Here is a 26808-nt window from a genome sequence, read left to right as displayed (position 1 = left end):
ACGTTTTTGGAATTAACGTTGACATATTGTCATTCAGTTTTCAATGTTCATTAATGTTCAATCTCTTTCATTTTACTTCGTTTATTTTTAGAAGTCAATAACTTTTTGAACGATTACTTTATTTATTCTATATCGTTTTTATAGCAGTTTCAATAGTAAGTTTTACACTTTTGAAACACTTCCTTAAAAACCACTTGCCGTTTTTGACGACTTTTTAATATTACCAACTTTAGATTTTAAAGTCAATAACTTTTTTTAAAATTTTCGTGTTTGTAATTCATGTTCTATTTCAAAACGTGATTGCTTAACACAAGAATTTATTTTACCAGCATTCTATAACAATTCAATATAAAAACGTACAAAATAAAAGTAATTTTGTACGTTTAGCTTATTTTATACCTATTTATTTATCGATGCTATAACTTTTTGTGCAATAGAACTATATATTTTACCTAATCGGTCATCAGGTTGATAAATAGAAGGTGAGAAATCTTTTGGATTCCAAGACGGTTGTTCTAATGGTAATTCACCAAGTAACTGTGTATTCAACTCATCCGCTAACTTAGTTCCACCGCCTTTTCCGAATACATATTCTTTATTCCCTGTTTCTTTACTCTCAAAATAACTCATGTTTTCTATAACACCTAAAATAGAGTGCTCTGTATGTTTCGCCATTGCACCAGCTCGAGCAGCAACAAATGCTGCTGTTGGATGAGGCGTTGTAACTATAATTTCTTTGCTTGAAGGTAACATCGTGTGTACATCAAGTGCTACATCTCCAGTTCCAGGTGGAAGATCTAGTATTAGATATTCAATGTCTCCCCATTTAACTTCTGTAAAGAAATTCGTTAACATTTTACCTAACATTGGTCCTCGCCATATTACTGGTGCATTTTCTTCAACAAAAAACGCCATCGAAATAACTTTAACGCCATGACGTTCAACAGGGATTACTTCTTTGCCTTTAATTCCAGGCTTTTCATCGATTCCCATCATATCTGGAACACTGAATCCGTATATATCAGCATCAACTAATCCTACTTTTTTTCCTTCACGAGCTAATGCAACTGCTAAATTCACTGCAACAGTAGATTTACCAACGCCACCTTTACCAGATGCTATTGCAATAAACTCAACTGGATTGTTTTGTGATAAAAGTCCTTCTATAGTTTTCGGCTTATTTTCTTCTTTAGGTTTAAATTGATTTACTTTATCATCAGGTAATGTTTCAAAACGAATGCCCACAGTTCTCGCACCATTTTCTTTTAAAACATTAACAACAGCCATTTGTAAATCTAATTGTGGTGCACCACCCAATTGTGCCATTGCTAGCTTAACACTTACATGCTCTTTTTCTTCTTTAATAGAAACTTCTACAATACCTTCTGTCTCTTTTAAAGGTACATCTATAATAGGATCTTTAATTTCTCCTACTAAATCTTTTACTTGATCTACCGTTAACAAAGTAAATCCCCCTTAACCTTTTTAAAATATCTACATAATTACAAATATCAATTTTTACGTAGTCTACCAATAAAAGTATAAAACTTTTTATTAAATAAAAAAAGAAGTTAGCCTATTATTTTCAATAGACCAACTGTTGCAATTATTTTAAAACTTTCTTCTATTAGATTCTAGTGTTTCTGATTCTTTAATAAATAGTGAAACCGCAAATGCAATGATAACTAAAACTGATACAAACGCAAATGAAATATCTACACCAATCGCTATTGATTGTTGCTTTATTTCAATCGGAGATAAATGTGAAGATGATGTAGCTGAAAATATTTTTGTACCAAAACTCATCAATGTAACCATTAATGCTGTTCCTAATGATCCTGCCATCACACGACCAAAATTCATAATTGCCGTACCATGAGAGATTTCCTCATTTTTCAAAGAATTTATACCAGTCGTGTTAATTGGCATCATTAATAAAGAAACTGAAAACATTCTAATGGCATAAACTATAATTAAATACGTATATGAGGTGTTTGTGTGTAAAAAACATAACATTATCGTTGTAATTGTCAATATTGTAAACCCAGTATAAATTAATGGTCTAGGTCCGTATTTATCATAAAATTTCCCCGTAAATACCGACATAATACCATTTATTATCGCACCAGGCATAATTACGAGGCCTGATAGCAAAGCAGATAAAGCTAAACTATTTTGTACATAAAGTGGTATTAGTAATGCTGGACCTACCATTGACATCATAATAATCATTGAACTTATTGTGCATAATGCAAATATTCGATTTTTAAAGACCCTTAAATTTAAAAGCGCATTACTAATATTAAATTGTCTTCGAATAAATAGATAAATGATAAATGAACTAATTATCATTGTACTAATAACAATGGGACTATTAAATCCTAAATCACCTGCGCTACTGAATGCATATAACATTAATCCGAATCCGATAGTTGAATACATCACTGATCGTTTATCTAATTTCGTAACTTTTACTTCATTATAACTTGAAATTGAAACTAAACCGAATATAAATGCTACTAAAGCTATACCTACTATTATAATGAATGGCACACGCCAGCTTGCTTGATCAATAATTAAACCAGTAACTGTTGGACCGATTGCTGGTGCAAATTGAATTACTAAACCTGCTAACCCCATGGCAAATCCTCTATGCTCTTTACTAAACAAAGTAAATAATGTAAATTGCATTAACGGCATGAGTACACCAGCGCCCATAGCTTGTATCACTCGCGCTAACATCAAAACGCCAAAGTTCGGCGCTATAGCTGCTACAATAGAACCTATTAAAAATGTTCCCATTGCCGCTAGATATAATGGTTTAGTTTTGATTCTATCCATTAAATATGCAGTTAAAGGAATCATGACACCATTTACAAGCATAAAACCCGTCACTAACCATTGAGATGTACTTTCATTAATATTTAATTCTCTCATAATACTTGGTAGTGCTGTATTTAATAAGGTTTGATTTAATATTGCAACAAAGGCACTTATTAACATGACAGCTACTATAAAATTTCGTCTACGCGTTGATAATTGAACATTGGACATTGTATTTCCTCCTTTCAACTAAATTTTATTTAATGTTTCATCATTAATCTTTGACTTTGAAACATCAAAATAACCAACAAATTTTAACCTATCAATATAGATCTAACATTTTAAATACCACTAATTAGTTACTCAAACACGTCGTGTCAAATAACTCAATTTAATAAAAAAGAATTTGGAACACCTAAATATGCCCCAAACTCCAAATGTTTATTTTCTATTATTGAGATTTTTACTTTCAGGATAAAATTGAAGTTTACATACATAAAGAAAACCGATGATCACCATAATGACCCAAAAATCAATATTAATATACACATAATGTAAATGAATAATGAAGTAAAATAATGTTGTAGCAACCGCATAAGATATTAAATGGAATGTCGTTCCTCTAAAATACGCATTTTCAGGAAGCATCTTTCTAAAATAATCCATTAAATGTTCGACTGCAAAAATGATAAAGTAACCAAATATGATATAACTACCGTAATACAATAAATTATCATACATATTTCTATTATACGTGAAATCACCTAATCTAAAGTATATAAGTAGCCTACTTAGACCATAAAGTCCAAAGCCTAGAAATGTTAAAAATATTGCACCGGACAATACAAACACAAAGAGAACAATCATTGTAGTTAATAAATTATAAAATTTATGTTTGAAAAAATTCACAACCATTGCCCTCCTTAATATCGTGTATTGAAAAGTTAATCACATATATTGCAATCTATTTAACTATAGTCAAGTAAATTTATTATTTCTTACTTTAATTACACTACATCAATTTTATATATAATTCTATTCTTTTGTTTGAGGTGGATATTCTTTAAAGATTTTAATCCAGACAAAAATAAGACCAATACATATTATAGAAACAACGCCTAAAATATTATGAAGATTGGAGCCAAACACCCCAGATTGTAACGCGTAAAGATATCCCATAATCGTTGATCCTATTGATGCACCTAGATTTTTAGTCAATCCGTAAAATGACATCATTTTTTTCATTTGTATCGGACTTGTTTCTTCTTGTACGATTACACTATCTTTCGTATATATATATCCAAAACTTAGTCCTGCTAATATCAATACTGCTGCAATTAGCAGTGGCAATTTAATGCCGAATGCAATGATAATACTACTTAATAATAACAACGTAAATGAAAGTAAATAAATTGTTTTTCTTGATAATTTAGCTTCTAAATGATGTAAATTAAAATTTAATGTTATCCATGCTACCGATAAAGGAAAAATAACTAATCCGCTTTGCAAAGGTGATAATCCTAATTGCTCTTGGAGATATACTGGAATGTATAAATTGAATCCCATTAAACAAATCGCCGTTAAAAGATCTGTTATAAATACTAAAGTTATTGATCGATTAAATTCCATTACTGGTAAAAACGGTGAAGATACATTTTTTTCAACCTTAAATAATCGAATTGCTACAACAATTGCTAGAATAAAACTTATTAGATTAAAGAAAATTAATTGTTGGTTTAATAAAGCAAACATAATCAGACTAATAAAAACATAAAACAGCGAAAGTCCTTTAGTATCGAATTTTGATTTAGAAACCGTTTCTTCTTCTGGGAAATGAAAAGTCCAAATAACTAATATGATAGCAATAATAGCGATTGGTATATTTATATAGAATAACCAATGCCATGAAGCAAATTCTAAAATGCCTCCGCCTAATAATGGACCAATAATACTTGAAATTCCCCAGACACTGCCAACAATGCCCATTATTTTATATCGTAACGGAATTTCAAATGCTAATTTCGGCACAATTTGAGACAATGACATCAATACACCAGAACCAAACCCCTGTATAACTCTAGAGATTATTAGCATAGTAAAATTAGTACTTAAACCTGACATTAAACTACCTATACTAAATAAAAGCAATCCAGCAATTGCAACATAAATAATTTTAAACCTTGAAAGTAATTCTCCTACTATCGGGTTAGCAATAACTAACGCGATAAAATATGCTGTAAATATTAATGATATTAAATTTCCTGCATTTAAATCTTTTTTTATTGTAGGTAAAGCAAGTGAAATGATAGATGATTCTATAGCTGCCATAAACATGATTAAAATTAAAGCTACTACTGTTACAATTGATTTCAAACGCATAATTTACCCCCTTCTTTTTTGTAAAATTAAAGAATTTAATTTTTACATACCCGAATTATGTATATTTTTTTCAACTTTCAAATCATAACGATACTCTTAAAATAAAACAATACTCTATTAGAATGATTTGAGGAATAAAAAAAGCGGAGTTCCCTCCACCTTTCACTAAAAAACGAATTTACATAAAATATAAAATTGCAATTAAATGCAATAATGATGCTAGGACAATAAAAATATGCCAAATCATATGGAAATAAGGTCTGTTCTTTTGAGCATAAAACCATGCTCCAATTGTATAAGATACCCCACCTAAGAATATGAATAAAATAAATATCCATGAGGTACGAATAAATATGATAGGTAGCAATATAATACCAACCCACCCCATCACTAAGTATACGATTAAACTTAGTTTATGATTGACATTAACTGCAATAGATTTATATAAAATGCCCCACAGCGTTGTTCCCCATAACAAAATAAAAACTGTCCAACCAATCCATCCACCTACTACTGTTAATAAAATCGGAGTATAAGTTCCTGATATAGCAACATAAATCATGCTGTGGTCAATAATTCTTAATATATATTTATGTGGTGTTTCATTCTGCATAGAATGATAAATTGTAGATGACATAAACATCATAAAAATTGAAATAACATAAATGGACATACTTACCGAACCTAAAGTACCGTTCATAATGTAACTATGAACTGCTGCATACGGTAAAACTAGTAATGTTAATAAAGCAGCTACACCATGAGATGCTGCATTACCAATTTCTTCTCCAAATGATAATGGAATGATATCCTTAAATGTTTCTACAATTGTGTCATTAGCCTTTTTTCTTGATTTGGACATCATAGTCACCGCCTACCATTAAATTAATCTCATTCTACGTAAGTCTTCTGTTGCAGTTGCAACACTGTCTTTACCTTCTTTATTTTTAAGAGGTGAAAACTCTTCTTCTCTAGGTACTTGTAGTGTTACAAAACTTGTTCCATATGTGAATATATCGAAATAGAACAATTCAAATTTTAAAGTCGGCTGTTCAATAATTCCAAAGTTTTCATCTAATTGTTTTAAATTTTTTACAGCCAAATGATAAGGTAATTCACGATTTACCGCATTTAAAATAAAACCAAGTTTGAATGCGTGAATACCAATGTTAGCATTATTAAATTGATTGGCAACTTCTGGATCTAATTCCGAATACTCCAAAACTGTATCTTTACAATCTACATTAACTAAACGTCCAACACTTTCACCTGGATTTGGTTGAATTGTTTTTGACGTAATATCATAATCATGTTCAACAGTAAATCCTGCAAATAAAGGATCTAATACTTTTACTAAAACATTGTCGATATTATTCAGGAAAATATACTTAACGCCATTATTAGACATCTCTTCTAAGTATCCTGCCTTGTCTAAAGATTTAAATACACCACCATTACCATTTGGTGTTTCCATAACACGACCTTGCTGATTTAAAATTAATTTACCTTCTTCGCTAAGTGCTACAATATTGTCTTGTTTAAAGAAATGAATCGATTCTTTATCATAGCCAAAGTAATCATGCACTTCAAAATATTCTAATGTTTCTTCATGGTTAATATCACTTGTCATAATATACCATTGAATCGTATGACCAGTTTGTTGTTGCAACTGCTTTAATTGCTTTGCTTGTAATTCAAATAAACTAACACCTTCAATTTCAAATGACCCTTTTGGTCCTTTATAACCAAGTCGTGTACCTTGTCCGCCAGCCATTAAAAGAACTGCAAACTTCCCTTCTTTAATAGCTTGTAACCCTTTTTCTTCTAATTGTTTAATGTCTTCATCTTTAAATTTTGATTTCACATCGTATTTCACTTCAGAAACTGAAGATATATCATCAATTATTTTCTTATTGATATATAAATCATTATATAATTTAGCAATAAAATCTAAGTCTAAAGAATCAACTTTCTCTTCTAACGCTTCTTTTTCATTATTGCTCATTAATTTTTCATACTCACATAAATGATCTTGCTTATACTTAGCTAATTGATTTTTATCTAGCATTTTATGCCTCCTGCTGAGTTTGTATCATTTTTCATTTAAAAAACTTATTATTCCAATTGCTTATTATATCATTGATGAAAGGTTGAAATAAAACATAAACTGTCCCAACCATTAATGCAGTCGCTAAAGATAAGTCTACAAATCCACCTGTTTTAAATTGTATTGGAGACCTAACATTAAACGGTAACGGATAAAATAACTTAACGCCCTTAGGTGTCATCATATCAAGTATAACATGTGACAATAAACCAATTATAATAGCTACCATATAATAACTAGGCGTTTGTATGATGTGTAACAAAAACGTTATAATTGCTATAAATAATATTGAATGTGTAAAGGTTCGATGACCAAAAATTAATCTTATAAAAAAACTAACCAACTTAAATCGTCGTCCAATTTTACTTTGAGTGTGACATATATCCGGTAACAAACTTGCTATAGTGGCTAAAATTATAATTGTTACCGAAGAAAAAATATCTGTTTGAAAGTATTGCGTTGTAATTGCCCCAACGAGCATACCGCATGATGCATGTGTTTTACCTGTCATAATCGTTCTCCTTAAGTATACGTATTTTACCACATTTCCACCAAAAACACGAACGTATTTTCGTGTCAAACGTCATTAGTATGACACAATTTAAAAAAGTATCACATAAAGTCTTGAAAACGATTACAAAATCGTTTATGATATATTTACAAAATATTTAAAGGATGTGTTTGAATAATGGCAATGACAGTAAAGAAAGATAATAATGAAGTGCGTATTCAATGGAGAGTTGCTGATATCAAAATTCCTACAAGTGCAATTAAAAATATTACACAAGACCAAGATATTCACGCAGTTCCTAAACTAGATAGCAAAGATGTATCTAGAATCGGCTCAACATTTGGTAAAACAAATCGCGTTATTATCGATACTGAGGACCACGAATACATTATTTACACTCAAAACGATCAAAAAGTTTACAATGAATTAACTAAATAAATTGTATAAAAAAATCATTCATGATTGAGGGCTTCATGAATGATTTTTTTGATTCATTTAAAACAAGCAGAGACATACACAACATCATTAGCATATACGAAAGGACAACTGTCCCCCTAAATTTTAACAGTTGTCCTTTTCCATATATCTATAACAAAAGGTGTGCCATCAAAGAAATAATCGGCAATGTGATAATGGTTCTAATTAAGAAAATCATAAACAATTTGCCTATGCTTACAGGAATCTTGGAACCTAGTATGACGCCGCCTACTTCAGACAAGTAGATTAATTGTGAAATACTCAGTGCACCAATAACAAAGCGAGTTATATCATTTTGTACACCTTCAATTAATATAGAAGGTAAAAACATGTCAGCAAAACCAATAATAATCGTTTGAGAAGCTTGTGCCGCTTCCGGTATTTGCATTAATTCTAAAAATGGCACAAATGGTTTACCTAAAATAACGAACAATGGTGTATAATTCGCAATAATTGTAGCGATTGTACCAATACTCATAACGACTGGTAAAATAACAAACCACATATCTATAACTGTTTTCAATCCAGACTTAAAGAAGTCAATAAATCCTGGCGCTTTAATACCTACTTCTGTTGCCGTATCAAATCCATGTCTTAATGCACTCTTACCTTCTGGCAATGCTTCTGTACGCGCACTTTCGGGTACTTCTTTAGCATATTCATCAGGAATTTTGTTCAATGGCCAAATTCTCGGCATAATGACAGCTGCAACAAGACAAGATACGATAACAGATAAATAGAAAGCAAAAAATTGATTTTGCATATGCACTGTTTCAGCAACAACGATAGCAAATGTTATAGAAACAACACTAAATGTTGTTGAAATCACTGTTGCTTCACGGCGAGAATAGTAACCCTCGCCATACTGTCTACTTGTAATTAATACACCTACTGTTCCATCTCCAATAAACGATGCTAAATTATCGACTGTCGAACGTCCAGGCAACGTAAACAAAGGTCTCATAACTGGTCTAAAAATTGGTCCTAACATCTCTAGCAATCCATATTCCATTAATAAAGGTAAAAATAATGCCGCAAACAAGAATACAGCTACTAATGTTGGCAATAAGCTAGAAAAAAGTAACCCTCCCGTTTCATCAGAATATATTACTTTTGATCCAATTCGTAAAAACGTCATCCATGCAAATATAACCGCTAGTATACGTAAAATTAACCAACCAATCCTTACGTTAAAAGCATTATGCATTAATCCATCAGGTTTCAACTTATCTTTTAAAATAGTAGAACAAATCAACGTTAGAATACCTGATAAAGTAATTATCGTCACAATTAATATTGGCATAACATCACCTAATGCATCTTTAAGTACCCCGGCTAAAAATGCAACTGGTAACGTAGTTTGCTTTTGACCATCTTGTTCAACTGTTATAGGTATTAGAAATAACAAGATACCTATTAAAGACATTGTGATAAATTTAAGTCTCCCAATGACTATCTCTTTCCTTGAAAAGCTATCCATAAAATCAATCCGTTTCTCTATATATTCGTTTTAAGTATATACAATATTCTATTCATTAAACAATCATATTTCATATCAATTCAATGCCGAAAATGTTTATGTATGCAAAATAATGAATAATTACAGTAATTAAATATACGCTATTATTGCTGTTTTTTCAAGGTGAATTCTAAAAAAGGTTAAGTACAATTTTAACAATCGTACTCAACCGTGTAATCAATTTAATAAAACTTATTATTTTATTCTACGTAATAATATCAAGAAATATGGTGCACCTATAATTGCAATGATGACACCTACAGGTATATCAAGTGGTGGATGAATTCCACGCGCCAAACCGTCACCAAATGTTAATAATATTGATCCTATTAATCCTGACATAATGATGACATGTAGCGTTTTATTACCTATTAGTTGTCTCGCAATGTGTGGTGCGATTAAACCTAAAAAGCTAATACCACCTACTACAGATATTGCAGATCCCGCTAATACTACTGCTAAAATTAATAACAACATTTTGATTGTCTTAACTTTTAAACCTAGCGCCGTAGCAACAGCATCGCCTAAGTTTAATACATCTAACTGATAACTTAATAAAATGATAATTGGAATTGTAATTAAAAACCAAGGTAATATCGTATAAATATTAGACATATCATGTCCATATAAACTACCTGTTAGCCAAACTAGTGCTTTATTCGCTTCTAATGGATTTCTAATTAACAAAAATTGAACGATTGCCGTACATATGGCACCAATAGCCAAACCAATTAAAGCCAACTTTGAACCTTTAACGTCATACTTAGAAATTAAAAATGATAAAAATAAACTTACAGCAAATGCCCCCAAAAATGAGCCGATAGGTAATACGAATAATGGGGCTGTTGGAAAAATCATAATAATAATAACAGCTGCCAAGCTTGCACCTTTAGAAATACCAATGACGTCTGGAGAAGCTAATGGATTTCTAATTACAGCCTGGATAATAGCCCCTGATATTGCAAGACTACTACCTATAATAATTCCAAGTAATGTTCGTGGAATCCGGTACTCATTTAAAATAAAATCATCTTGCGTAAATATTCCTTTTATTGCATCAATTGGATGAATCATTACTGACCCTACGCATAAACTGATGAAAATACTAATAATTAAAAGGATTACAATTAAACTATAACGACGAATCATTTTTGCTGTCATCATATTCTTTTCACCCCTCTAATTGTTATAAATAAGAAGTAAAGTGCACCTACGAATGATGTAACAATACCTACTGGTGATTCATATGGATACGTAATTAAACGACTTAAAACGTCAGATAGAAGTAATAAATTCGCACCTATAATAAATGTTAATGGAATCATTACTAGATAATTTTTACTTACGTATCGCTTTACAATATGTGGCACGATTAAACCAACAAATCCTATCGGTCCAGCTACTGATACAGACATACCCGTAAGTATGATTACTAATAGCCCTATTATAATTCGAACTTTATTGATATTTTGTCCTAATCCTTTAGCAATATCATCACCGAGTTCCATAATTGTTAATTGTCTTCCAATAAAAATTGTTACAATTAAAGCTCCAATAATCCATGGTAATATTGTTAAAATTTCATCCCATTTCATACTTGATAGTGAACCGACAAGCCAAAACATTACCTGCTCATTTGAGTTTTCATTCAAAATAATGATTCCCTCAGTCATACTGCTAAAAAACAAATGGATTGCCATACCAGCCAAAGCTAATTTAATTGGCGTCATTCCTTTTGTAGCACCTGAAAGCGTGTAGACAGTTAAACCACCTACAAAGGCACCAATTACCCCTAAATATAATGCATAATATTCTAGCGAAGGAATAATAATAGTTACTAAAACAATGACGAATGATGCACCAGAACTAACACCAAATATTTTTGGAGACGCAAGTGGATTACGTGTCATTGCTTGCATTAGTAATCCTGATACTGCTAAAGCACCACCAATAAATAGCCCTGCTATCATACGTGGCAAGCGTACATTATGTAATAAAAATGACGCTTTTGTATCGGTATGACCAGAAAGATAGTGTACGATATCGCTAAAGTTAATTTTTGATGAACCAATCGCCATATTTAAATAAACACAAATAAAAAGAAAGCACACACTCACAATATATGTGAGTGTTGTGCGTCTTTTTCTTTTATAATCTATAGCGGATTGGCTACTAATTTGTTTAATAGCCATTTACTTCCACCTTACTTTTGTTCTTTTTTTGATAATTCAACAAGCTCTTTAGCCATTTCTTCTGAAGAAATTAAACCACGAGATCTTGCCCAAACATCACGGTCGACAATATCAATACGATTATTTTTAACCGCATTTAATTTTTTCCAAGTTGCATCTTCTTGTAACTTTTTGAATTCAGGTGAATCTTTTTTAGCATGATCCGTCATGATAATCATACGTTCTGGATTGACGTCAGCTAAATGCTCAGTGTCTAATTGTAAGTAAGGTCCTTTCAAGTATTTACTTAAACCTTTTGTTACATCGTCACTTAACGCATTTTTAAATCCTAATTCTGTTAAAAATTGACCAACATATGAATAATTTGGATGTGCTAATAATCCAGCTTTAGCAACTACTGCTGGAAGCACTTTTTGATTTCTATCAAATTTAATTTCTTCTTTATACTTATTGATTAATTTATCATGTTCAGCAAGACGTTTTTCGCCTTCTTTTTCTTTATCTAATGCTTTAGCGATTGTCTTGAATGCATCGATATTTTGTTTGTAGTCACCATCAAAACTCTTTAATGATAATGTAGGTGCAATTTTATTTAATTCTTTATTGATACCTTTATGTCTACTACTATCAGCGATGATTAGATCTGGTTTTAATTTACTAATTTCCTCTAAGTTTGGCTGTTTACGTGTACCTACAGATGTGTAATCTCCAATTTTTTCTCTAACTGGTTTGATAATACGATTTTTCTTGCCATCATCAGCAATTCCAACCGGTTTAACATCTAATGCTGCTAATGCGTCTGCAAATGAGTATTCTAAAACAACGATACGTTTTGCGTCTTTAGGCACTTTTACTGTACCATTTTCATCTTTTACCGAAATTGTATCTTTAGTCGATGCTTCTTTTTTACTAGAGTTATCAGTATTTCCACAAGCTGCAACTAAAAATAAGGCAACTATTAATCCCAATATACTAAAAGTTTTTAGACCTCTCATCGTTCCACTCCTTAATATGTATAAACTTCATTTATTATTTTATTGATAACAATTATCATTGTCAAGTAGCCTTCTATATTTTTGTATATCTAAAGTGTCATACTAAACTTATTTATAACCTGCTGATATTTTTAAATTGTCAGTTTTACAGTTACATGTTCATAAATACTTTGATAAATTACGCAGACCATCAATATCTTCTACAAACAATCTATGAATTCTTTTTTACTCAATCCTCTGTGTATAAACTAAATACTTAATCCACCCTTCATTCAGGTAATCAATCATTAATTTTACAATTGAGCCAATTTTCATCTTTGAAAATATAACTATGACACGCTCTTAATAGAAATTCACACTTCATACAGCAATAAATAGCTATTTGTTTACATACAAAAATAGTCCAAGTTGAAAATGTCGATGTTGGCACGACTCATTGTGCCTTTCATTTTTACAACTTAGACTTATTTTATAGCGTTAATATTGATTTACCATTGTTGGTGATTTGACATCGAAGTTTTGAAGTAGCGTGTCAATCTTTGAATCTTCAACATAAATTTTATGTAAATTTTTCATATACATCGAATGTGATAATGCCTCGTAATTTAAAGAAAAGTTAATATAATCGCCTACTTGATAATGTCCTTGACCATTCAAATCAAGCATTAAATGATCACTCGAAGCACCTAAAATGTTAATATATTGATCCAATGGATAAATATTATCGACTTTGGTATCTAAATATCCTATATCAACAATTGCTTGTAAGAATGATTCATGCGTTGTGGCATTAATACGTGGCTTAATTTCTAGTATTTCCGCTTCTATCGTAATGGCATCTTGATATAACATCGCAATCGTTTGATTTGTCGTTGTATCAACACCTCTAAACAGTGTTTCGCCAATTCTCAATTCATTTATCTTACCTAGATCATTATATAAAAGTTGTGGCAACATACTCGAATTGCCCCCTGAAATAATTTTCAAACGGTATCCTATTTCTCTTTCAACAGCTGTAACAAATCTATTAATCATAAAGATATCGTCATCTGTTGGTGCATCTGATTTAAAGCACATAAAGTTAAATGCTAAGCCAATGAAATGAATATTTTTCAAATGAATGATTTTTTTAATATATTCTAAAACGTCGTAAGTAAGTACACCTTCTCTACTATCTTTCCAATCCACCATTAGTAAAATTTTATGTTTTTTTCCTAAAGATTCCGCTACTTCGTTTATTTTATATATTGTGGATAATTCAGTCTGAATACTCATATCCACCTTTTCAATCATCATTGGTATATCCTGTTGTGAAGGTGTACGTATTAAGGTATACGACAAATCATCATCATCAATTTGAACGATATTATCTAATCTAGATTCTGCAACATGCGTAATACCTAAATCTTTTAAACTATTTACAATCATACGATCTCCAGCTATACATTTAATCACTGGAGTAAATTGCATATTTTTATTTTGAAAAATTGTCTGGAGTACTTTGGCGTTGTATTTAATTTTCGATATATTTATGCTCACATGTGCCATACAGTACTACACCTCTTTTTTTATCGGATTATCTAATTCTATATTTAAATACTGTCTAACTTTATTTTCCATTCTCATATTAAGCAAAGCTTTAACTGTTATTTTTGGCCCAAATAATATTTCTCTTAATACTTTAGCATGTGGTCTCGCAGGATCAATCGCATGAGCAACTTTCTCTTGTACTATTTTAAACAATGACGCTTCATCGACACATTCATACTGATTAAAATGATGAATTAATTCTGCCATTTGATTTTGAATAACAGCATGTTGAAATTTTGCAATCACCGTATCTATTGAATCAGCTATTAAGCTATCATTCGTAATTTTAATATCTGATACACGATGTTGTAATGTAGTTATATCTATTCTCGAGCCACCTAAATCTCTAACTAAAAATCGAATATCAAAATGCGGTCCTAAATTTACGAGTGTATTTTGCATATGCGCTTCTATTGCAATACCATACTCTTGAATAAAGGCAATTAATGGCGTAATTAATGCTTCCGCGTATCGATCAATAAACGTTGTAATGCTTTCTTTGTTAATGCTTTGGTTCAGCCACTCTAAGTAACTATCTACAATTACCTTTTGATCGATAGGATTTTTGTTCACTAGGCATGCACTTACAATCGTTGCTCCATGCCCATCAATTTCAGGCTTTTGTCTAATAATACATGCAAGTTGACGCGCAATATCTTTATCAATATTTGCATATTCACCGAATGGTTCCATTGCAACTTTTAATTCTGGATACTGATTTAACAAGCCTTGTAAAGCATAACTCAATTTAGGGCCATCTACAGTAGTTACAGTTGAAACCGTTCTAACAGCACTCGTTGCCTGAACGTTTACCGGTAATTTAACATGATATGGTTTATCGATGAGTGACATAGTTCTAAATGATAAGGTTGCTTTTGAAGCTACTGTAAACGGTGTTGGTATTAATATTTTATTAGCAATCCACTGCTCAAAATACTGACCTATTGTGTGGTCATATTGCCAAGGATGTACCAATATTGCACGATAATCTTCACTTTTTAAACCTAAACTTTTTAAAAACACACGAATTTGATTATGATATTCTGGAATGACTTCATCAATGATAAATTGATCATCACCATTCATTGATGTACAAACCACATAGTCTTTCTCAATCATCATAATTTTTAATGGGATTTCTTTTTCAAATTCAGGTGCATACGCACGTACATCTTCCATCGTTAATGGTAGTTTCGTTTTCGTTAAAGGATGTGTTGGATGACCCTCTGGAACCAAACTTTCAGAATAGGTCAAATCATCTGTCATACCGCTATCTTTAATATGTTGTAACCATGCAAAAAAGTTAATATTTTCTGGTAATCTTGAAAATTTGAAACTTTGGCTAATCAATGTCTGCCTATGAGACATTTGTTTATATGTTTCAACTAAACTATCTCGACTGTGTATTAACTCATTTCGCAATTGCTCCGTAATAGGGATTTCAAAATCATTATTTAATACATCTAACAATCCTTCTAACGTAATTATCAATGATTTTTCACCTTTATTTAAATATGTGATATCCCCTTTAAATTCATAGCGTTCTAAAGCACTTTTTCTTTCAACTTCAATAGTTAGCATATGCATATGATACTGTATTTCAATCAATGATTCTTTATCTTTATACCTAACAAATGTTTGTTCGGGATAAATACGTTCTTTAATGATTGCATTAATTACGCGATATTGGATATTTCTATCCGCTTTTGTCCATTCAAGATATACCATGCTTACTTTCCTCCAACTTTAACTTCAACTTTCTATTTATTATATAGAATACCAGTGTAATGCATATAGTACTTATTCCCATTATTGTAAAAGTTCTAACAATGCCAAATATATCTGCACATATACTCATTAAAAGACTTCCTAACGGTATCATACCCCGATCCATCATAATAATACTTAGTACTTTACCACGCTCATAGTCTTTGACATTATTTTGAAAATAAACACGATTTGTCGTACGTGCCCATTGACTAAATAGTCCTATCAGTGTAATGCATACGAACATGATAACGATATTATGAAATACAACGCCTAATAAAGCGAAGCCAAATAAAAGCGAACTCAAATAATACATGTTCACCATTTCAATATATTTCAGCACTTTTGGTAAAATAAGTGTCGCAACAATACCACCAATTGCACACATTGTCATCGCAATACCAAATATTTCAGATTTCCCTGGAAATACTTTATTGGTTAAAACTGGCAATAGTGTTGTATATGAAAAACCAGTCGCCATAATTAATAGCGATGTAATAAATATTTGACGTCCTTCCATATGTATTTTGAAATAGTCTATTATAACTTTCAAAGCCATACAACGTGACGTTTCCTCTGGAATTTTTGTCACTTTAAAATGTAATGGTAAACATAATAAAACCGCAATCAAATAACAAATTGATTGTGCTAAAAATGTCGTGGGCGCATGATAAACTGCTAATATCACACCTGCAATAGCAGGACCTATAGAACGACAAATATTTATGATGAACGAATGAAATGATACTGCTTGTGTCGTAGACATTTTTTCAGACAAATCTGGTAAAATCGCTTGCCTTAGTGGTGTCTCTATCGCACTTAAAATTCCCCTTAATGTCGCGTATATGATGATGACGATAATTGGAACTGCAGTAAAAGTGTAAGTAAGTGCACATAAAATCGCAGTCACCATAAACGAGGATGTTATCGTAATTCTTAATAACCTGCCTTTATCATATTTATCGGCTATCGTCCCTGCCCAGACACTTAATAACAAAATTGGTACAAGTCTGCAAAAATTGACAATCCCTAGATAAACTGCGTTATGATAAGTGGTAAGCACAAACCAATTTAGCCCTATTTGTCCAATCCAATTACCTAAAAATAGTAGAAATGAACTGCTAAAAAAATATTTTGTCATAAAACTTCCACCCGTATTATGTTGATAATAAGAATCATTATCATTAATATGGATTATACAAATCAATCTTGCTTTTGTAAAATATTTCATAGAGGTGAATTATGAATTTGAAGTTAACTTTTAAAGAACAAATTTTAAAATTAAATAAAGAAGAACAAGAAACATATTTATTTTTACAAAAACACGATCGTGATTGGGCGAGTATTTTCAAAGAGATGATTTTACAAGGTCGAGACAAAGTCACACAGCGATTAGTCACTTCTATGCATCGAGAAAATTTAGTTGAAGTTAAATCTCGTAGTGAGATTTTATCTAGTACTGTTTTGAATACATTAGACATACCCACATCTAAAGTGCTAGAAATTGAATTTCCACAATCTAATCGAACTTTATATGCACCTATTACTGGCGAACATGCCTTTGATCGAATTGATGTTGAAGGTCCTTTTTACATTAAATATAATCACAAGCATACGATTGCACGTGTACAACATCCAAATGAAATTCTTGACTGCATTTTAGTTGAAGCGCCTCATTTAGAAAATGAAGCCAGCGAACAATTTCATCAAGATTTAATAAACAGTGCCAATAATATGACATTTGCGATGAGCTATCAAGCATTAACAATGCAACATGATAATGCACCTTTATTTAATATTGTCGAAAGTTTTAATGATTGTTATTTACGGTCAGAACAAGCTGTTATCGAAGGGCATCCGTTACATCCAGGTGCAAAGTTACGTAAAGGTTTAAATGCATTACAAACATACCAATATTCATCAGAATTCGGGCAACCAATTGAATTAAAAGTCATACTGCTTCACGACAAATTAAGTAGAACAATGTCACTTAATGAAGATTATGATGCAACAATACGACGACTCTTCCCTAATTTAATTGACCAATTAGAAAATGAATTTTCGAAGAATATCAATTTTAGCGAATATCACATCATGATTGTTCATCCTTGGCAATTAAATGATGTATTACTTTCTGATTATCAAAAAGAAGTAACACAAAATGCGATCGTTGTATCAAAGCATACTTTAACTTATTATGCAGGTTTATCATTTAGAACTTTAGTACCGAAATATCCAGAAATGTTACCACATATAAAATTGTCGACGAATGTTCATATAACAGGTGAGATTCGCACATTATCCGAACAAACGACACATAATGGTCCTTTAATGACACGCATTTTAAATGATATTCTACACCGCGATACAATTTTCAAACGCTATGCATCGAATATTATTGATGAAGTTGCTGGTATTCATTTTTATAACAACCAAGATAAGTCGGAAAATCAAACTGAAAGAAGTGAACAATTAGGAACTTTATTCAGGGAAAACATATATCAAATGATTCCGCAAACAGTCACACCAATGATACCTTCAAGTTTAGTTGCAACCTATCCATTTAACAATGAAGCGCCTGTCGTAACACTGATCAAACGATATCAGTCATCAGCAGGACTATCTTCATTTGAAACATCAGCAAGATGGTGGATTGAAACATACAGTAAAGCATTACTTGGCCTGGTCATTCCGTTAGTAACAAAATATGGGATTGCTTTGGAAGCACATCTACAAAATGCGATTGCAACATTCCAAGAAGATGGCCTTTTAGAAAAGATGTATATAAGAGATTTCGAAGGTTTAAGAATTGATAAAGTACAATTGAATAAAATGGGATATGATACATCTCATTTCCATGAAAAGTCTAGAATTCTTACTGATTCTAAAACCTCTGTCTTTAATAAAGCATTTTATTCAACCGTACAAAATCATTTAGGTGAATTAATTCTAACAATATCTAAATCATCGACTGACTCAAATTTAGAAAAACATTTATGGATTATTGTTCGTGATGTGTTAGATAATATCTTTTATCAAATAGAACATTCTACACATCAATTTAATAAAGTTAGTGACGCCCGCATAAGAGAAATTAAAGCTACAATGTTTGCCTCAATGATTGATTATAAATGTGTTACAACGATGCGTCTTGAAGATGAGGCCCATCATTATACTTATATAAAAGTTAATAATCCTTTATATCGCAGAGAATAGAAAGCACTCTATGGATAAGTCGGTTAGCATTTCAACTTTGACATGATTTACTACTATCAATTAAAGTAAAACATTTACACGATACATGCTATATTGCCGTATAAATAATTAAAGCAACGCAAAAAAAGCTCGGCACTTATAAGCGCCGAGCTTTTAATTATATGACTTATTGTAAACCTTGTCTTTCTTGGTTATTGTTGTCATTATTTTTTTCGTGTTTTTGTTTCCATTCTTTTTGAGTCATTACATCATCAACTTGCATGTTAACTTCAACAACGTCTAAACCTGTAATATATTTAACTTGTTCTTTAACTAATTCAGTTACTTTGCGGAAGATTTTTGGTGCTGATTCACCATATTCTAAGATTACTTTTAGATCTACAGCAGCTTGTTTTTCGCCAACTTCTACTGATACACCTTGTGTTACGTTGTTACCACTTGAGAATGCATTAGTGAATGTATCAGTTAAGCCACCTTTCATGTCTAAGATACCTTTAACTTCGCGTGCAGCGATACCAGCAATTTTTTCAACAACTTCATCAGAAAATGTTAATTTATTTTTGAATTGAGGTTCTTGATTTTGTTCTTGTTGTTTTTGACGTTCTTCTCTTTCTTTTTCGTTAACACCAGTTTGATTATCGTATGCTTGTTTTGCTTTATTGTTATCTACAGTCATAATAAATTCTCCTTTTACTTGTTGATTTTTTATATTTTTTTAATTAAATTCTAAATTGATGAATTAACTCCATCTATTTAAAAAATTCATAAAATCTTGCTTACGGTCTTTCATATACCCAATACCTAATCCAATTAAACATAACACGATGATTAGTATTGTTTTCCAAAATCCTAGCGTTAAGAATAAAATAGCAATCAATAGAAACGCTAAGAAACCAATGATTCTCCATTTGAAAGTTTTTAATAAATTAATAACTTGTTGTGTAGAGTCTTGTCCGTTTTGGTTATGATTATTAGCCATGATATACCTCCCTTACAACACTCGTGGACCAGATGTTTTCTGATCTCTCACATTAACTTCTAACTTACGTACTGGCATTTCTGTAAAATGTTCAACATTTTTCTTAACATCTGCACGAATTGCTTCTGTCAATGACTTTACTTGAACATTATTTGGTACGAAGAAATCAGTTTTAATGTCGATATAAGATTTATTTTTTTTGTTGTATAGTTTTGCAACTACATTTGGTTGTCTTACTTGATCGTATTTTGCAACTGTATCAAATGCCGTTTTTTCAACCGCTTTTCTAGACACATAAATATGTCCATCATCAAAATCTTTGTATAATCCAGGTTTTCGATGTGTAGGTTTGAAGATACTAAATACTAGAATAAGACCTATTAATATCAATAGTGCAGCAAGTGAAATAAGCAATGGTTGGAACCATTCAAATTGAAGGAAGTAATCTTGATATTCAGTAATACGACCATCTTGTATATACATGAATAAAAGGAATCCTACAATAACTACTATTAATAAGCCAAGGATAAAGTTTTTAAGTCGTTTCACCCCTAACGACACCTCCTTAGTTAAAGTTAAATTAAAAATCATATTAAATATGTACCCATCTAATAATTTGTTAAACCTAATAAATTAATAACTTTAAATTTATTTTTAATATATAAGATGAAGCACCATTTTAGTTATCTATTCCCTAGTTTTTGTTAATAAAACCTAAATTTTAATTAATTTTCGTCAATATGTTTTGACGAGCGATATTCTAAAATATCAGGATCTCGATGTTTAATTAGAACTTTGTTGCTATTTCTAGGTTTTTCTTCACTAAGTGATTTTAAAAGCGACCATATCATCGCGATAATAACTACTGAAAATGGTAATGCTGCGATAATTAATAAATTTTGAATCGCTTGTGTACCACCTGTATAAATCATGATAATAGCAAATAACGCCATAATGATACCCCAACTTACTTTTACAAATGATTTTGGATTAATATCACCACTTGAACTCAACATACCTAAAACATAAGTTGCTGAATCTGCTGATGTAACAAAGAAAATCATAATAACAAGTAAAGTAATTAAGCTTAATATAAAACCTAGTGGATAATGTTGTAACGTTGCAAAAGTTGCCGTTTCTGTCGCAGCTTTAGCAATGTCGGCAATATGATTATCTTGTAAATAAATTGCTGACGCGCCGAATACCGCAAAGAAAATAAAACAAACTAACGCTGGAACAAAAAGCACACCTAGAATAAATTCTTTAATCGTACGTCCTTTTGACACACGTGCAATAAATATACCTACAAATGGTGCCCAAGATATCCACCATGCCCAGTAAAAGATTGTCCAATTTTGTAACCATTGGAATTTTTGACCACCTGATGGAATCCGCAAACTCATACTAAAGAAATTTGCAATATAATTACCTAAACCATTAGTAAATGTATTTAAAATGTATAATGTAGGTCCAACAATGAATAGACCAACTAATACCACAAAGGCTAATAACATGTTGATATTACTCAGCGTTTTGATGCCTTTATCGATACCTGACCATGCTGACCAAGTAAATAATATAGTTGCAATGACAATCAAGATTACTTGCATCGTGAAATTACTCGGTACATTAAATAAAAAATGTAAACCTTCGTTTATTTGCAATGCACCGAATCCTAATGTTGCAGCAACGCCTGTTACTGTAGCTATGACTGCCAAAACATCAATAGCACCACCTAAAGGACCACGCATTGCTTTTTCACCTAATAAAGGCGTCAATGTAGCGCTGACTAAGCCAGGGTACCCTTTATGAAAGCTAAAATAAGCAAACACAAGCGCGACAATACCATAGACTGCCCATGCGTGAATTCCCCAATGGAAAAATGAAAACTGCATTGCATCATTAATGGCAGATTGCGTACCAGCTTTATGCATAGGAGTTAATTTAAAGGCATGACTGATTGGTTCTGCCGTTGTCCAGAACACAAGTCCAATTCCCATACCGGCACTAAATAACATTGCAAACCAAGATGGCAATGAGAATTCTGGGTCTTCACCTTCTTCACCTAATGTAATGTTTGCGTATCTTGAAAATAAAATATACACACAGACAAATAAAATGACTAAAACGAGCAATAAATAATACCAAGAAAAATGTAGCGCAATAAATGTAGTAATGTTTTGCGTGAGTTTTTCTAACTGTTTCGGAAATATCGCACCAAAAGCAACAAATATTGTACATATCGCTAATGACACCCAAAACACAAGACTTACTGATTTATTTCTCATAAATACAAACCCTTTCTATGTAATGGTTAGCACATACCCTTAACTGCAACATTTTAATCATTTGTAATTTTATAAAGAAGCAATTAATAATACTTTGCCTTTTAAAAATCATATATAAATCACACTCAAATTATTTATCATTGAACAACTAAGTATTTTATTGTATTTAAGTAATGCCTTGCTAATGCATTAATGAATTGATACCTGCAAAATTGCCATATTTCCCTTTAGAATCACTAGTCGCTAAACACAAAAAATAAGTCGCCCTATACAGTATTTTCTGCATAAGACGACTTTACTTACTAAACTATATATTAATTACTAATTTCCCAATCATTGACTGTTTTTCCAACAATTGATGTGCTTGATATAAGTTTTCAGGTGATAAACCTTCAAAAACTTGTGTCGTTGTTGGTTGGTAATGTCCTGATTCTATATTTTTCGTAATATCTTCTAAATACTCATGTTGTTTAATCATATCAGGCGTTCGATGAATTGGACGCGCAAACATAAATTCATGTGTAAATGTTATACTTTTTGATTTTAATGCATTTAAATCTTGATTTTCATTAAAAGCTACGATAGTTGTAATATGCCCTAATGGTTTTATCAGTTCAATCATAGTATTGTAATACAAGTCTGTATTATAGGTGCAAAATATATAATCTACTAATGGAATTTCTTTTTCTTTAAATTGACGCACTAAATCCTCTTTATGATTCAATACGATATCTGCGCCCATCTTTTCACACCACTCTGTTGTTTCTTGTCGTGATGCTGTTGTAATGACAGTTAAACCATACCGTTTAGCAATTTGAGTGGCAATACTTCCTACACCCCCAGCGCCATTAATGATTAACACGGATTTGCCTACATTTTCAGAAGGATTATGTGAAATTTTAAATATATCAAAAAACGTTTCATATGCTGTAATACCAGTTAGCGGTAGACTAACCGCTTCATTAGCACTTATGTTGTGTGGCGCTTTTGCAACTATAGCTTCTGACACCAATTGATATGTCGCATTTGATCCTTGTCTATTTGGCGATCCAGCATAAAATACAACGTCACCCGGACTAAATAATGTAACGTCTGGTCCGATAGCTTCAACGGTACCAATAGCATCAAATCCAAGAACACGAGGTGCTTGAGTGACTTCCATTAGTCGTTGCTTTGTATCTACAGGATTTACACTAATACTATTTACTTTGACTAAGATATCATCTTTTTCTGGCGTTGGCGTTTTTTGTTCGTATACTTTAAATAAATTTCCTTCTTCCAATTTAAAGGGCTTTTCAAATCCTATCATTTTCATATCGTTTCACCTCATTTATGAACTTATTTCTTATTATACAAAATAGAAGCCATGTGTGCTTATATCGCAGCATCATGACTCCTTTTTCATTTGAATATATAAATAATTACAGACAACTTTCGTATTACATTTTAGATTTATTTCTACCATGTTACTGAACAACTTTGCTTTAGATTAGAAAATTATTAAATTTTTGTCAATTAACAAAGTTGATTTGTAAAAACGTATACTTTATTATTCCGTAACTTTAATAACTTGTTTACCAAAGTTATCGCCAGTAAATAAATTTTTAAATGCACGCGGCGCATTTTCAAAACCATCTTCAATGGTTACTTGTGACTGAATTTTACCTTCTTGAACCCATTTTGCAAGTTGCTCACTTGCAGTTTTAAAATCATTAGCAAATTCTGATACTAAGAAACCTCTCATCATAACTTGCTTTTTAATCAGCGTACCTTGAATACGTGGTCCGATATCTGCTTCAGGATGATTATATGACGAAATTGCGCCACATACTGGTACACGTGCAAAACGATTTAAATGCTTAAATACTTCATCGCCAACTGTACCACCAACATTTTCAAAATAAACATCAATACCATCTGGTACTGCTTGTGCTAACACTTCTGCAAAATCCTCTTTCTTATAGTCGATACCAGCGTCAAATCCTAAAGTTTCTGTTAAATAATTTACTTTTTTGTCGCCACCTGCTATACCTACAACACGACAACCTTTAATCTTAGCAATTTGACCTACAACTGAACCTACAGCACCAGATGCAGCTGAAACAACCACAGTTTCACCTGATTTAGGTTGACCAATATCGAGCAACCCATGATATGCTGTTTGTCCTGGCATACCTAAGACACTTAAATACAAATCAAGAGGTACATCTATCGTTGGAACTTTAGTAATTTGATTAGCTTGGACTTGATTGATGATACGCCAAGGTAACATACCTACAACGACATCTCCTGACTGGTAATCTTCATGTTTCGAATTGATTACCTTTGCAACGATATGACTGACAATCGGTTTACCAATTTCAAATGGTTGCACATACGAATCCGCCTTAGTCATACGACCTCTCATATATGGATCAACTGAAATGTACAGCGTTTGTAATAAGATACCGTTTTCCTTAAGTTCAGGCGTTGCAACTTCCTCGATTTTAAATGTATCTTCTTGTGGCATACCTTCAGGAATTTTATTAAAAAGAATTTGCTTGTTTTGCATCATTAATCACCTTTCTTTATTTGAAACTTTTACTTATTTGTTACTTAAGCGTTAAGTTTGAATTGTGTCTTCGTGATGTCTGTATGCAAATACATTCTTAGTTGTTAAATTTTGACTTAAGCACTGATTCATTTAACTTCAAGTACATTATATTTGTTATAATTATTAATTTAAAACGTTACGACTTAGGCATTTTATAGAAACTCTTAAACAATAGGTAATTTTTTGAAAAGCTCTAATATTACAAGCTTTTTCACCCCAAAAAAACTAGCAGTTGCTTTATTTTTTCCATAAGAAGTCGATTAACTCATTGGCAACATTTTCATTCTCATGAAGCTGACTATGTTGTGCAGACTCACCTTCATATTTAGATTCTCGATAACTTTTCGGACTATTTCCCAGTAAATATTTTAATGATTTCGAAGAACTATTAGACACTCTGCCGTCTGAATGTGTACCATCTTTCAAATCTCCATAAATATTAAGTACTTCGATACCTTTACCTTTATAAATATCTTTTAGCACACGTAATTGCTGATATGGTTGATTCATTCGACTTGGTTTGCCATCTTTATCAACTGTAATTTCATTGACATCTTCATTCATATTTAAAACACCATTAAATGTCCCTGCAATATTCACTTGTTTGTTTAACTGTGGCAGTGACTTGTCGTTACCATAAGTCATCATATATTGCGCAAATGTCAAATTTCCCATTGAATGTCCAACAAAATTGAATTTATCGAATTTATATTCTGTTTGTAGCTTCGTAAGTACATTTTTAAACCATTTTGAATTTTTATCTAAGTAACCTTGTCTGTTATTTTCAAGTTCAATTTTCACAATAGGATTCACAGCATTTTTGCTTAATTTCCCTTTAAACGTAACCTCACCCTCATTTGAAACATAGGCTGTAATGATATCTTTCGTGACACCTCTTTTTTCTGCTTGTTTCACCATGAATTTTTCTGAGTTAGCACTACCACCATATCCATGTAAGAATAAAGTAGGAATCGATTTTTTAACAAATTGCTGTTGTTGTATCTTATATGTTTGTTCTTGCCTTTGACTGAATACGACCGTAATGATACTACCTATAATAATAGCTACTGCTAATAATGTTGTAATAATCACAAAAATTTTCTTCACACTTTTAACTCCCATTCATATCTTTTATATAAGTATAAAGGATGTGATTAAAAATGTCCTTTAGTTGATTTTGAATACATCATTAACTTTTAAGATGACTTTGGAAAGTTGTCCGTTAACGTTTGTTAATTGATTGCTTATTTAGCTTTCAATGGTGTGTCCCCCATTGATTAATATATAAATATGTATATGCATGTTTAATTTATCTCTTTTTATAAATAAAGACCTACCAGCACTCGTCTGATAGGCCTTTTAATATCTTTAA

General features: G+C 31.5%; 23 protein-coding genes. 2 read left to right on the top strand and 21 right to left on the bottom strand.

All coding sequences use genetic code 11. From position 1 onward, the window contains the following. Window positions 1-399: 399 nt before the first annotated feature. From CD116_RS04330 to CD116_RS04300, 7 genes are all read right to left on the bottom strand, one after another. The gene (locus tag CD116_RS04330; protein ID WP_047551583.1) at window positions 400-1464 is read right to left on the bottom strand and encodes an Mrp/NBP35 family ATP-binding protein; all 1065 of its coding nucleotides are present in this window, start codon (window positions 1462-1464) and stop codon (window positions 400-402) included. Between the two features lie 147 nt (window positions 1465-1611). Further along, window positions 1612-3054: an MDR family MFS transporter gene (locus tag CD116_RS04325; protein WP_047551580.1), complete on the bottom strand. Its 1443-nt coding sequence runs from the start codon at window positions 3052-3054 to the stop codon at window positions 1612-1614. 210 nt (window positions 3055-3264) lie between these two features. Then, the gene (locus CD116_RS04320; protein ID WP_051981589.1) at window positions 3265-3738 is read right to left on the bottom strand and encodes a SepA family multidrug efflux transporter; all 474 of its coding nucleotides are present in this window, start codon (window positions 3736-3738) and stop codon (window positions 3265-3267) included. 120 nt (window positions 3739-3858) lie between these two features. Next, window positions 3859-5202 carry a multidrug efflux MFS transporter SdrM gene (sdrM, locus tag CD116_RS04315; RefSeq protein ID WP_047551578.1) on the bottom strand — a complete coding sequence of 448 codons (1344 nt, stop codon included), beginning with the start codon at window positions 5200-5202 and terminating at the stop codon, window positions 3859-3861. Between the two features lie 178 nt (window positions 5203-5380). Continuing rightward, window positions 5381-6064 carry a PAQR family membrane homeostasis protein TrhA gene (trhA, locus tag CD116_RS04310; RefSeq protein WP_047551575.1) on the bottom strand — a complete coding sequence of 228 codons (684 nt, stop codon included), beginning with the start codon at window positions 6062-6064 and terminating at the stop codon, window positions 5381-5383. Window positions 6065-6082: 18 nt separating this feature from the next. Beyond that, window positions 6083-7270: a UTP--glucose-1-phosphate uridylyltransferase gene (locus tag CD116_RS04305; RefSeq protein WP_047551572.1), complete on the bottom strand. Its 1188-nt coding sequence runs from the start codon at window positions 7268-7270 to the stop codon at window positions 6083-6085. A 31-nt stretch (window positions 7271-7301) separates the two neighbouring features. Beyond that, on the bottom strand, window positions 7302-7820 hold the full coding sequence (locus CD116_RS04300; RefSeq protein WP_047551569.1) for a metal-dependent hydrolase: 519 nt from the start codon (window positions 7818-7820) through the stop codon (window positions 7302-7304). Between the two features lie 177 nt (window positions 7821-7997). Here CD116_RS04300 and CD116_RS04295 point away from each other — a divergent pair, with 177 nt between their 5' ends. Next, window positions 7998-8258, top strand: a complete 261-nt coding sequence (locus CD116_RS04295) for a SunI/YnzG family protein (RefSeq protein WP_047551566.1) — start codon at window positions 7998-8000, stop codon at window positions 8256-8258. A gap of 148 nt (window positions 8259-8406) precedes the next feature. Here the strand turns inward: CD116_RS04295 and CD116_RS04290 are convergent, their stop codons facing one another. The 7 genes from CD116_RS04290 to CD116_RS04260 form a co-directional block, all read right to left on the bottom strand. Next, the gene (locus CD116_RS04290) at window positions 8407-9777 is read right to left on the bottom strand and encodes a YjiH family protein (RefSeq protein ID WP_047551563.1); all 1371 of its coding nucleotides are present in this window, start codon (window positions 9775-9777) and stop codon (window positions 8407-8409) included. Between the two features lie 234 nt (window positions 9778-10011). Continuing rightward, window positions 10012-10980 (bottom strand): FecCD family ABC transporter permease, encoded by a 969-nt coding sequence (locus CD116_RS04285; RefSeq protein WP_047426076.1) that lies wholly within the window; start codon window positions 10978-10980, stop codon window positions 10012-10014. After that, window positions 10977-12008, bottom strand: coding sequence for a FecCD family ABC transporter permease (locus CD116_RS04280; protein ID WP_047551560.1), 1032 nt, complete (start codon window positions 12006-12008; stop codon window positions 10977-10979). Before CD116_RS04280 ends, CD116_RS04285 begins: the two co-directional genes overlap by 4 nt. A gap of 11 nt (window positions 12009-12019) precedes the next feature. Next, complete coding sequence (locus CD116_RS04275; protein WP_047426074.1) at window positions 12020-13003, bottom strand: ABC transporter substrate-binding protein; 984 nt, start codon at window positions 13001-13003, stop codon at window positions 12020-12022. Window positions 13004-13480: 477 nt separating this feature from the next. Beyond that, complete coding sequence (sfnaC, locus tag CD116_RS04270) at window positions 13481-14551, bottom strand: ornithine racemase SfnaC (protein WP_047426073.1); 1071 nt, start codon at window positions 14549-14551, stop codon at window positions 13481-13483. A gap of 6 nt (window positions 14552-14557) precedes the next feature. Next, window positions 14558-16321 carry an IucA/IucC family protein gene (locus CD116_RS04265; protein WP_047551556.1) on the bottom strand — a complete coding sequence of 588 codons (1764 nt, stop codon included), beginning with the start codon at window positions 16319-16321 and terminating at the stop codon, window positions 14558-14560. Then, window positions 16308-17501 (bottom strand): MFS transporter, encoded by a 1194-nt coding sequence (locus CD116_RS04260; RefSeq protein WP_047449680.1) that lies wholly within the window; start codon window positions 17499-17501, stop codon window positions 16308-16310. The genes CD116_RS04265 and CD116_RS04260 overlap by 14 nt, the downstream gene beginning before the upstream one ends. Window positions 17502-17602: 101 nt before the next feature. On the opposite strand from CD116_RS04260, the gene CD116_RS04255 reads away from it, so the two are divergent. Then, window positions 17603-19576 (top strand): IucA/IucC family protein, encoded by a 1974-nt coding sequence (locus CD116_RS04255; protein WP_047551554.1) that lies wholly within the window; start codon window positions 17603-17605, stop codon window positions 19574-19576. 166 nt (window positions 19577-19742) lie between these two features. On the opposite strand, the gene CD116_RS04250 is transcribed toward CD116_RS04255, so the two are convergent. The 7 genes from CD116_RS04250 to CD116_RS04220 form a co-directional block, all read right to left on the bottom strand. Continuing rightward, window positions 19743-20252, bottom strand: coding sequence for an Asp23/Gls24 family envelope stress response protein (locus CD116_RS04250; RefSeq protein ID WP_000215235.1), 510 nt, complete (start codon window positions 20250-20252; stop codon window positions 19743-19745). Between the two features lie 63 nt (window positions 20253-20315). Then, on the bottom strand, window positions 20316-20555 hold the full coding sequence (locus CD116_RS04245) for a DUF2273 domain-containing protein (protein WP_000002684.1): 240 nt from the start codon (window positions 20553-20555) through the stop codon (window positions 20316-20318). Between the two features lie 12 nt (window positions 20556-20567). Next, window positions 20568-21104, bottom strand: a complete 537-nt coding sequence (gene amaP, locus CD116_RS04240; RefSeq protein ID WP_047426069.1) for an alkaline shock response membrane anchor protein AmaP — start codon at window positions 21102-21104, stop codon at window positions 20568-20570. Window positions 21105-21280: 176 nt separating this feature from the next. After that, window positions 21281-22843 carry a BCCT family transporter gene (locus CD116_RS04235; protein ID WP_047426068.1) on the bottom strand — a complete coding sequence of 521 codons (1563 nt, stop codon included), beginning with the start codon at window positions 22841-22843 and terminating at the stop codon, window positions 21281-21283. A gap of 307 nt (window positions 22844-23150) precedes the next feature. Beyond that, a complete protein-coding gene (locus CD116_RS04230; RefSeq protein WP_047551551.1) occupies window positions 23151-24158 on the bottom strand; it encodes a zinc-binding alcohol dehydrogenase family protein in 1008 nt (335 codons plus the stop codon). A gap of 234 nt (window positions 24159-24392) precedes the next feature. Next, complete coding sequence (locus CD116_RS04225; protein ID WP_047551548.1) at window positions 24393-25394, bottom strand: NADP-dependent oxidoreductase; 1002 nt, start codon at window positions 25392-25394, stop codon at window positions 24393-24395. Window positions 25395-25673: 279 nt separating this feature from the next. Further along, a complete protein-coding gene (locus tag CD116_RS04220; RefSeq protein ID WP_047529552.1) occupies window positions 25674-26543 on the bottom strand; it encodes an alpha/beta hydrolase in 870 nt (289 codons plus the stop codon). Window positions 26544-26808 lie beyond the last annotated feature (265 nt).

The sequence above is a fragment of the Staphylococcus schweitzeri genome (genome assembly GCF_002902405.1).
In the GTDB taxonomy this organism is placed as follows: Bacteria; Bacillota; Bacilli; order Staphylococcales; family Staphylococcaceae; genus Staphylococcus; species Staphylococcus schweitzeri.
Note: the sequence above shows the minus strand (reverse complement) of the source record. Positions and strands in the feature narration are given on the sequence as shown.

What these genes read in the sequence shown, in the direction of transcription:
- CD116_RS04230 (WP_047551551.1), bottom strand. Translation starts at nt 24,158, where the DNA reads ATGAAAATGATAGGATTTGAAAAGCCCTTTAAATTGGAAGAAGGAAAT.
- CD116_RS04235 (WP_047426068.1), bottom strand. Translation starts at nt 22,843, where the DNA reads ATGAGAAATAAATCAGTAAGTCTTGTGTTTTGGGTGTCATTAGCGATA.
- CD116_RS04320 (WP_051981589.1), bottom strand. Translation starts at nt 3,738, where the DNA reads ATGGTTGTGAATTTTTTCAAACATAAATTTTATAATTTATTAACTACA.
- CD116_RS04225 (WP_047551548.1), bottom strand. Translation starts at nt 25,394, where the DNA reads ATGCAAAACAAGCAAATTCTTTTTAATAAAATTCCTGAAGGTATGCCA.
- CD116_RS04285 (WP_047426076.1), bottom strand. Translation starts at nt 10,980, where the DNA reads ATGATGACAGCAAAAATGATTCGTCGTTATAGTTTAATTGTAATCCTT.
- CD116_RS04275 (WP_047426074.1), bottom strand. Translation starts at nt 13,003, where the DNA reads ATGAGAGGTCTAAAAACTTTTAGTATATTGGGATTAATAGTTGCCTTA.
- CD116_RS04265 (WP_047551556.1), bottom strand. Translation starts at nt 16,321, where the DNA reads ATGGTATATCTTGAATGGACAAAAGCGGATAGAAATATCCAATATCGC.
- CD116_RS04305 (WP_047551572.1), bottom strand. Translation starts at nt 7,270, where the DNA reads ATGCTAGATAAAAATCAATTAGCTAAGTATAAGCAAGATCATTTATGT.
- CD116_RS04245 (WP_000002684.1), bottom strand. Translation starts at nt 20,555, where the DNA reads ATGGCTAATAATCATAACCAAAACGGACAAGACTCTACACAACAAGTT.
- CD116_RS04295 (WP_047551566.1), top strand. Translation starts at nt 7,998, where the DNA reads ATGGCAATGACAGTAAAGAAAGATAATAATGAAGTGCGTATTCAATGG.
- CD116_RS04280 (WP_047551560.1), bottom strand. Translation starts at nt 12,008, where the DNA reads ATGGCTATTAAACAAATTAGTAGCCAATCCGCTATAGATTATAAAAGA.
- CD116_RS04290 (WP_047551563.1), bottom strand. Translation starts at nt 9,777, where the DNA reads ATGGATAGCTTTTCAAGGAAAGAGATAGTCATTGGGAGACTTAAATTT.
- CD116_RS04325 (WP_047551580.1), bottom strand. Translation starts at nt 3,054, where the DNA reads ATGTCCAATGTTCAATTATCAACGCGTAGACGAAATTTTATAGTAGCT.
- CD116_RS04250 (WP_000215235.1), bottom strand. Translation starts at nt 20,252, where the DNA reads ATGACTGTAGATAACAATAAAGCAAAACAAGCATACGATAATCAAACT.
- CD116_RS04260 (WP_047449680.1), bottom strand. Translation starts at nt 17,501, where the DNA reads ATGACAAAATATTTTTTTAGCAGTTCATTTCTACTATTTTTAGGTAAT.
- sdrM (WP_047551578.1), bottom strand. Translation starts at nt 5,202, where the DNA reads ATGCGTTTGAAATCAATTGTAACAGTAGTAGCTTTAATTTTAATCATG.
- sfnaC (WP_047426073.1), bottom strand. Translation starts at nt 14,551, where the DNA reads ATGGCACATGTGAGCATAAATATATCGAAAATTAAATACAACGCCAAA.
- CD116_RS04300 (WP_047551569.1), bottom strand. Translation starts at nt 7,820, where the DNA reads ATGACAGGTAAAACACATGCATCATGCGGTATGCTCGTTGGGGCAATT.
- CD116_RS04255 (WP_047551554.1), top strand. Translation starts at nt 17,603, where the DNA reads ATGAATTTGAAGTTAACTTTTAAAGAACAAATTTTAAAATTAAATAAA.
- trhA (WP_047551575.1), bottom strand. Translation starts at nt 6,064, where the DNA reads ATGTCCAAATCAAGAAAAAAGGCTAATGACACAATTGTAGAAACATTT.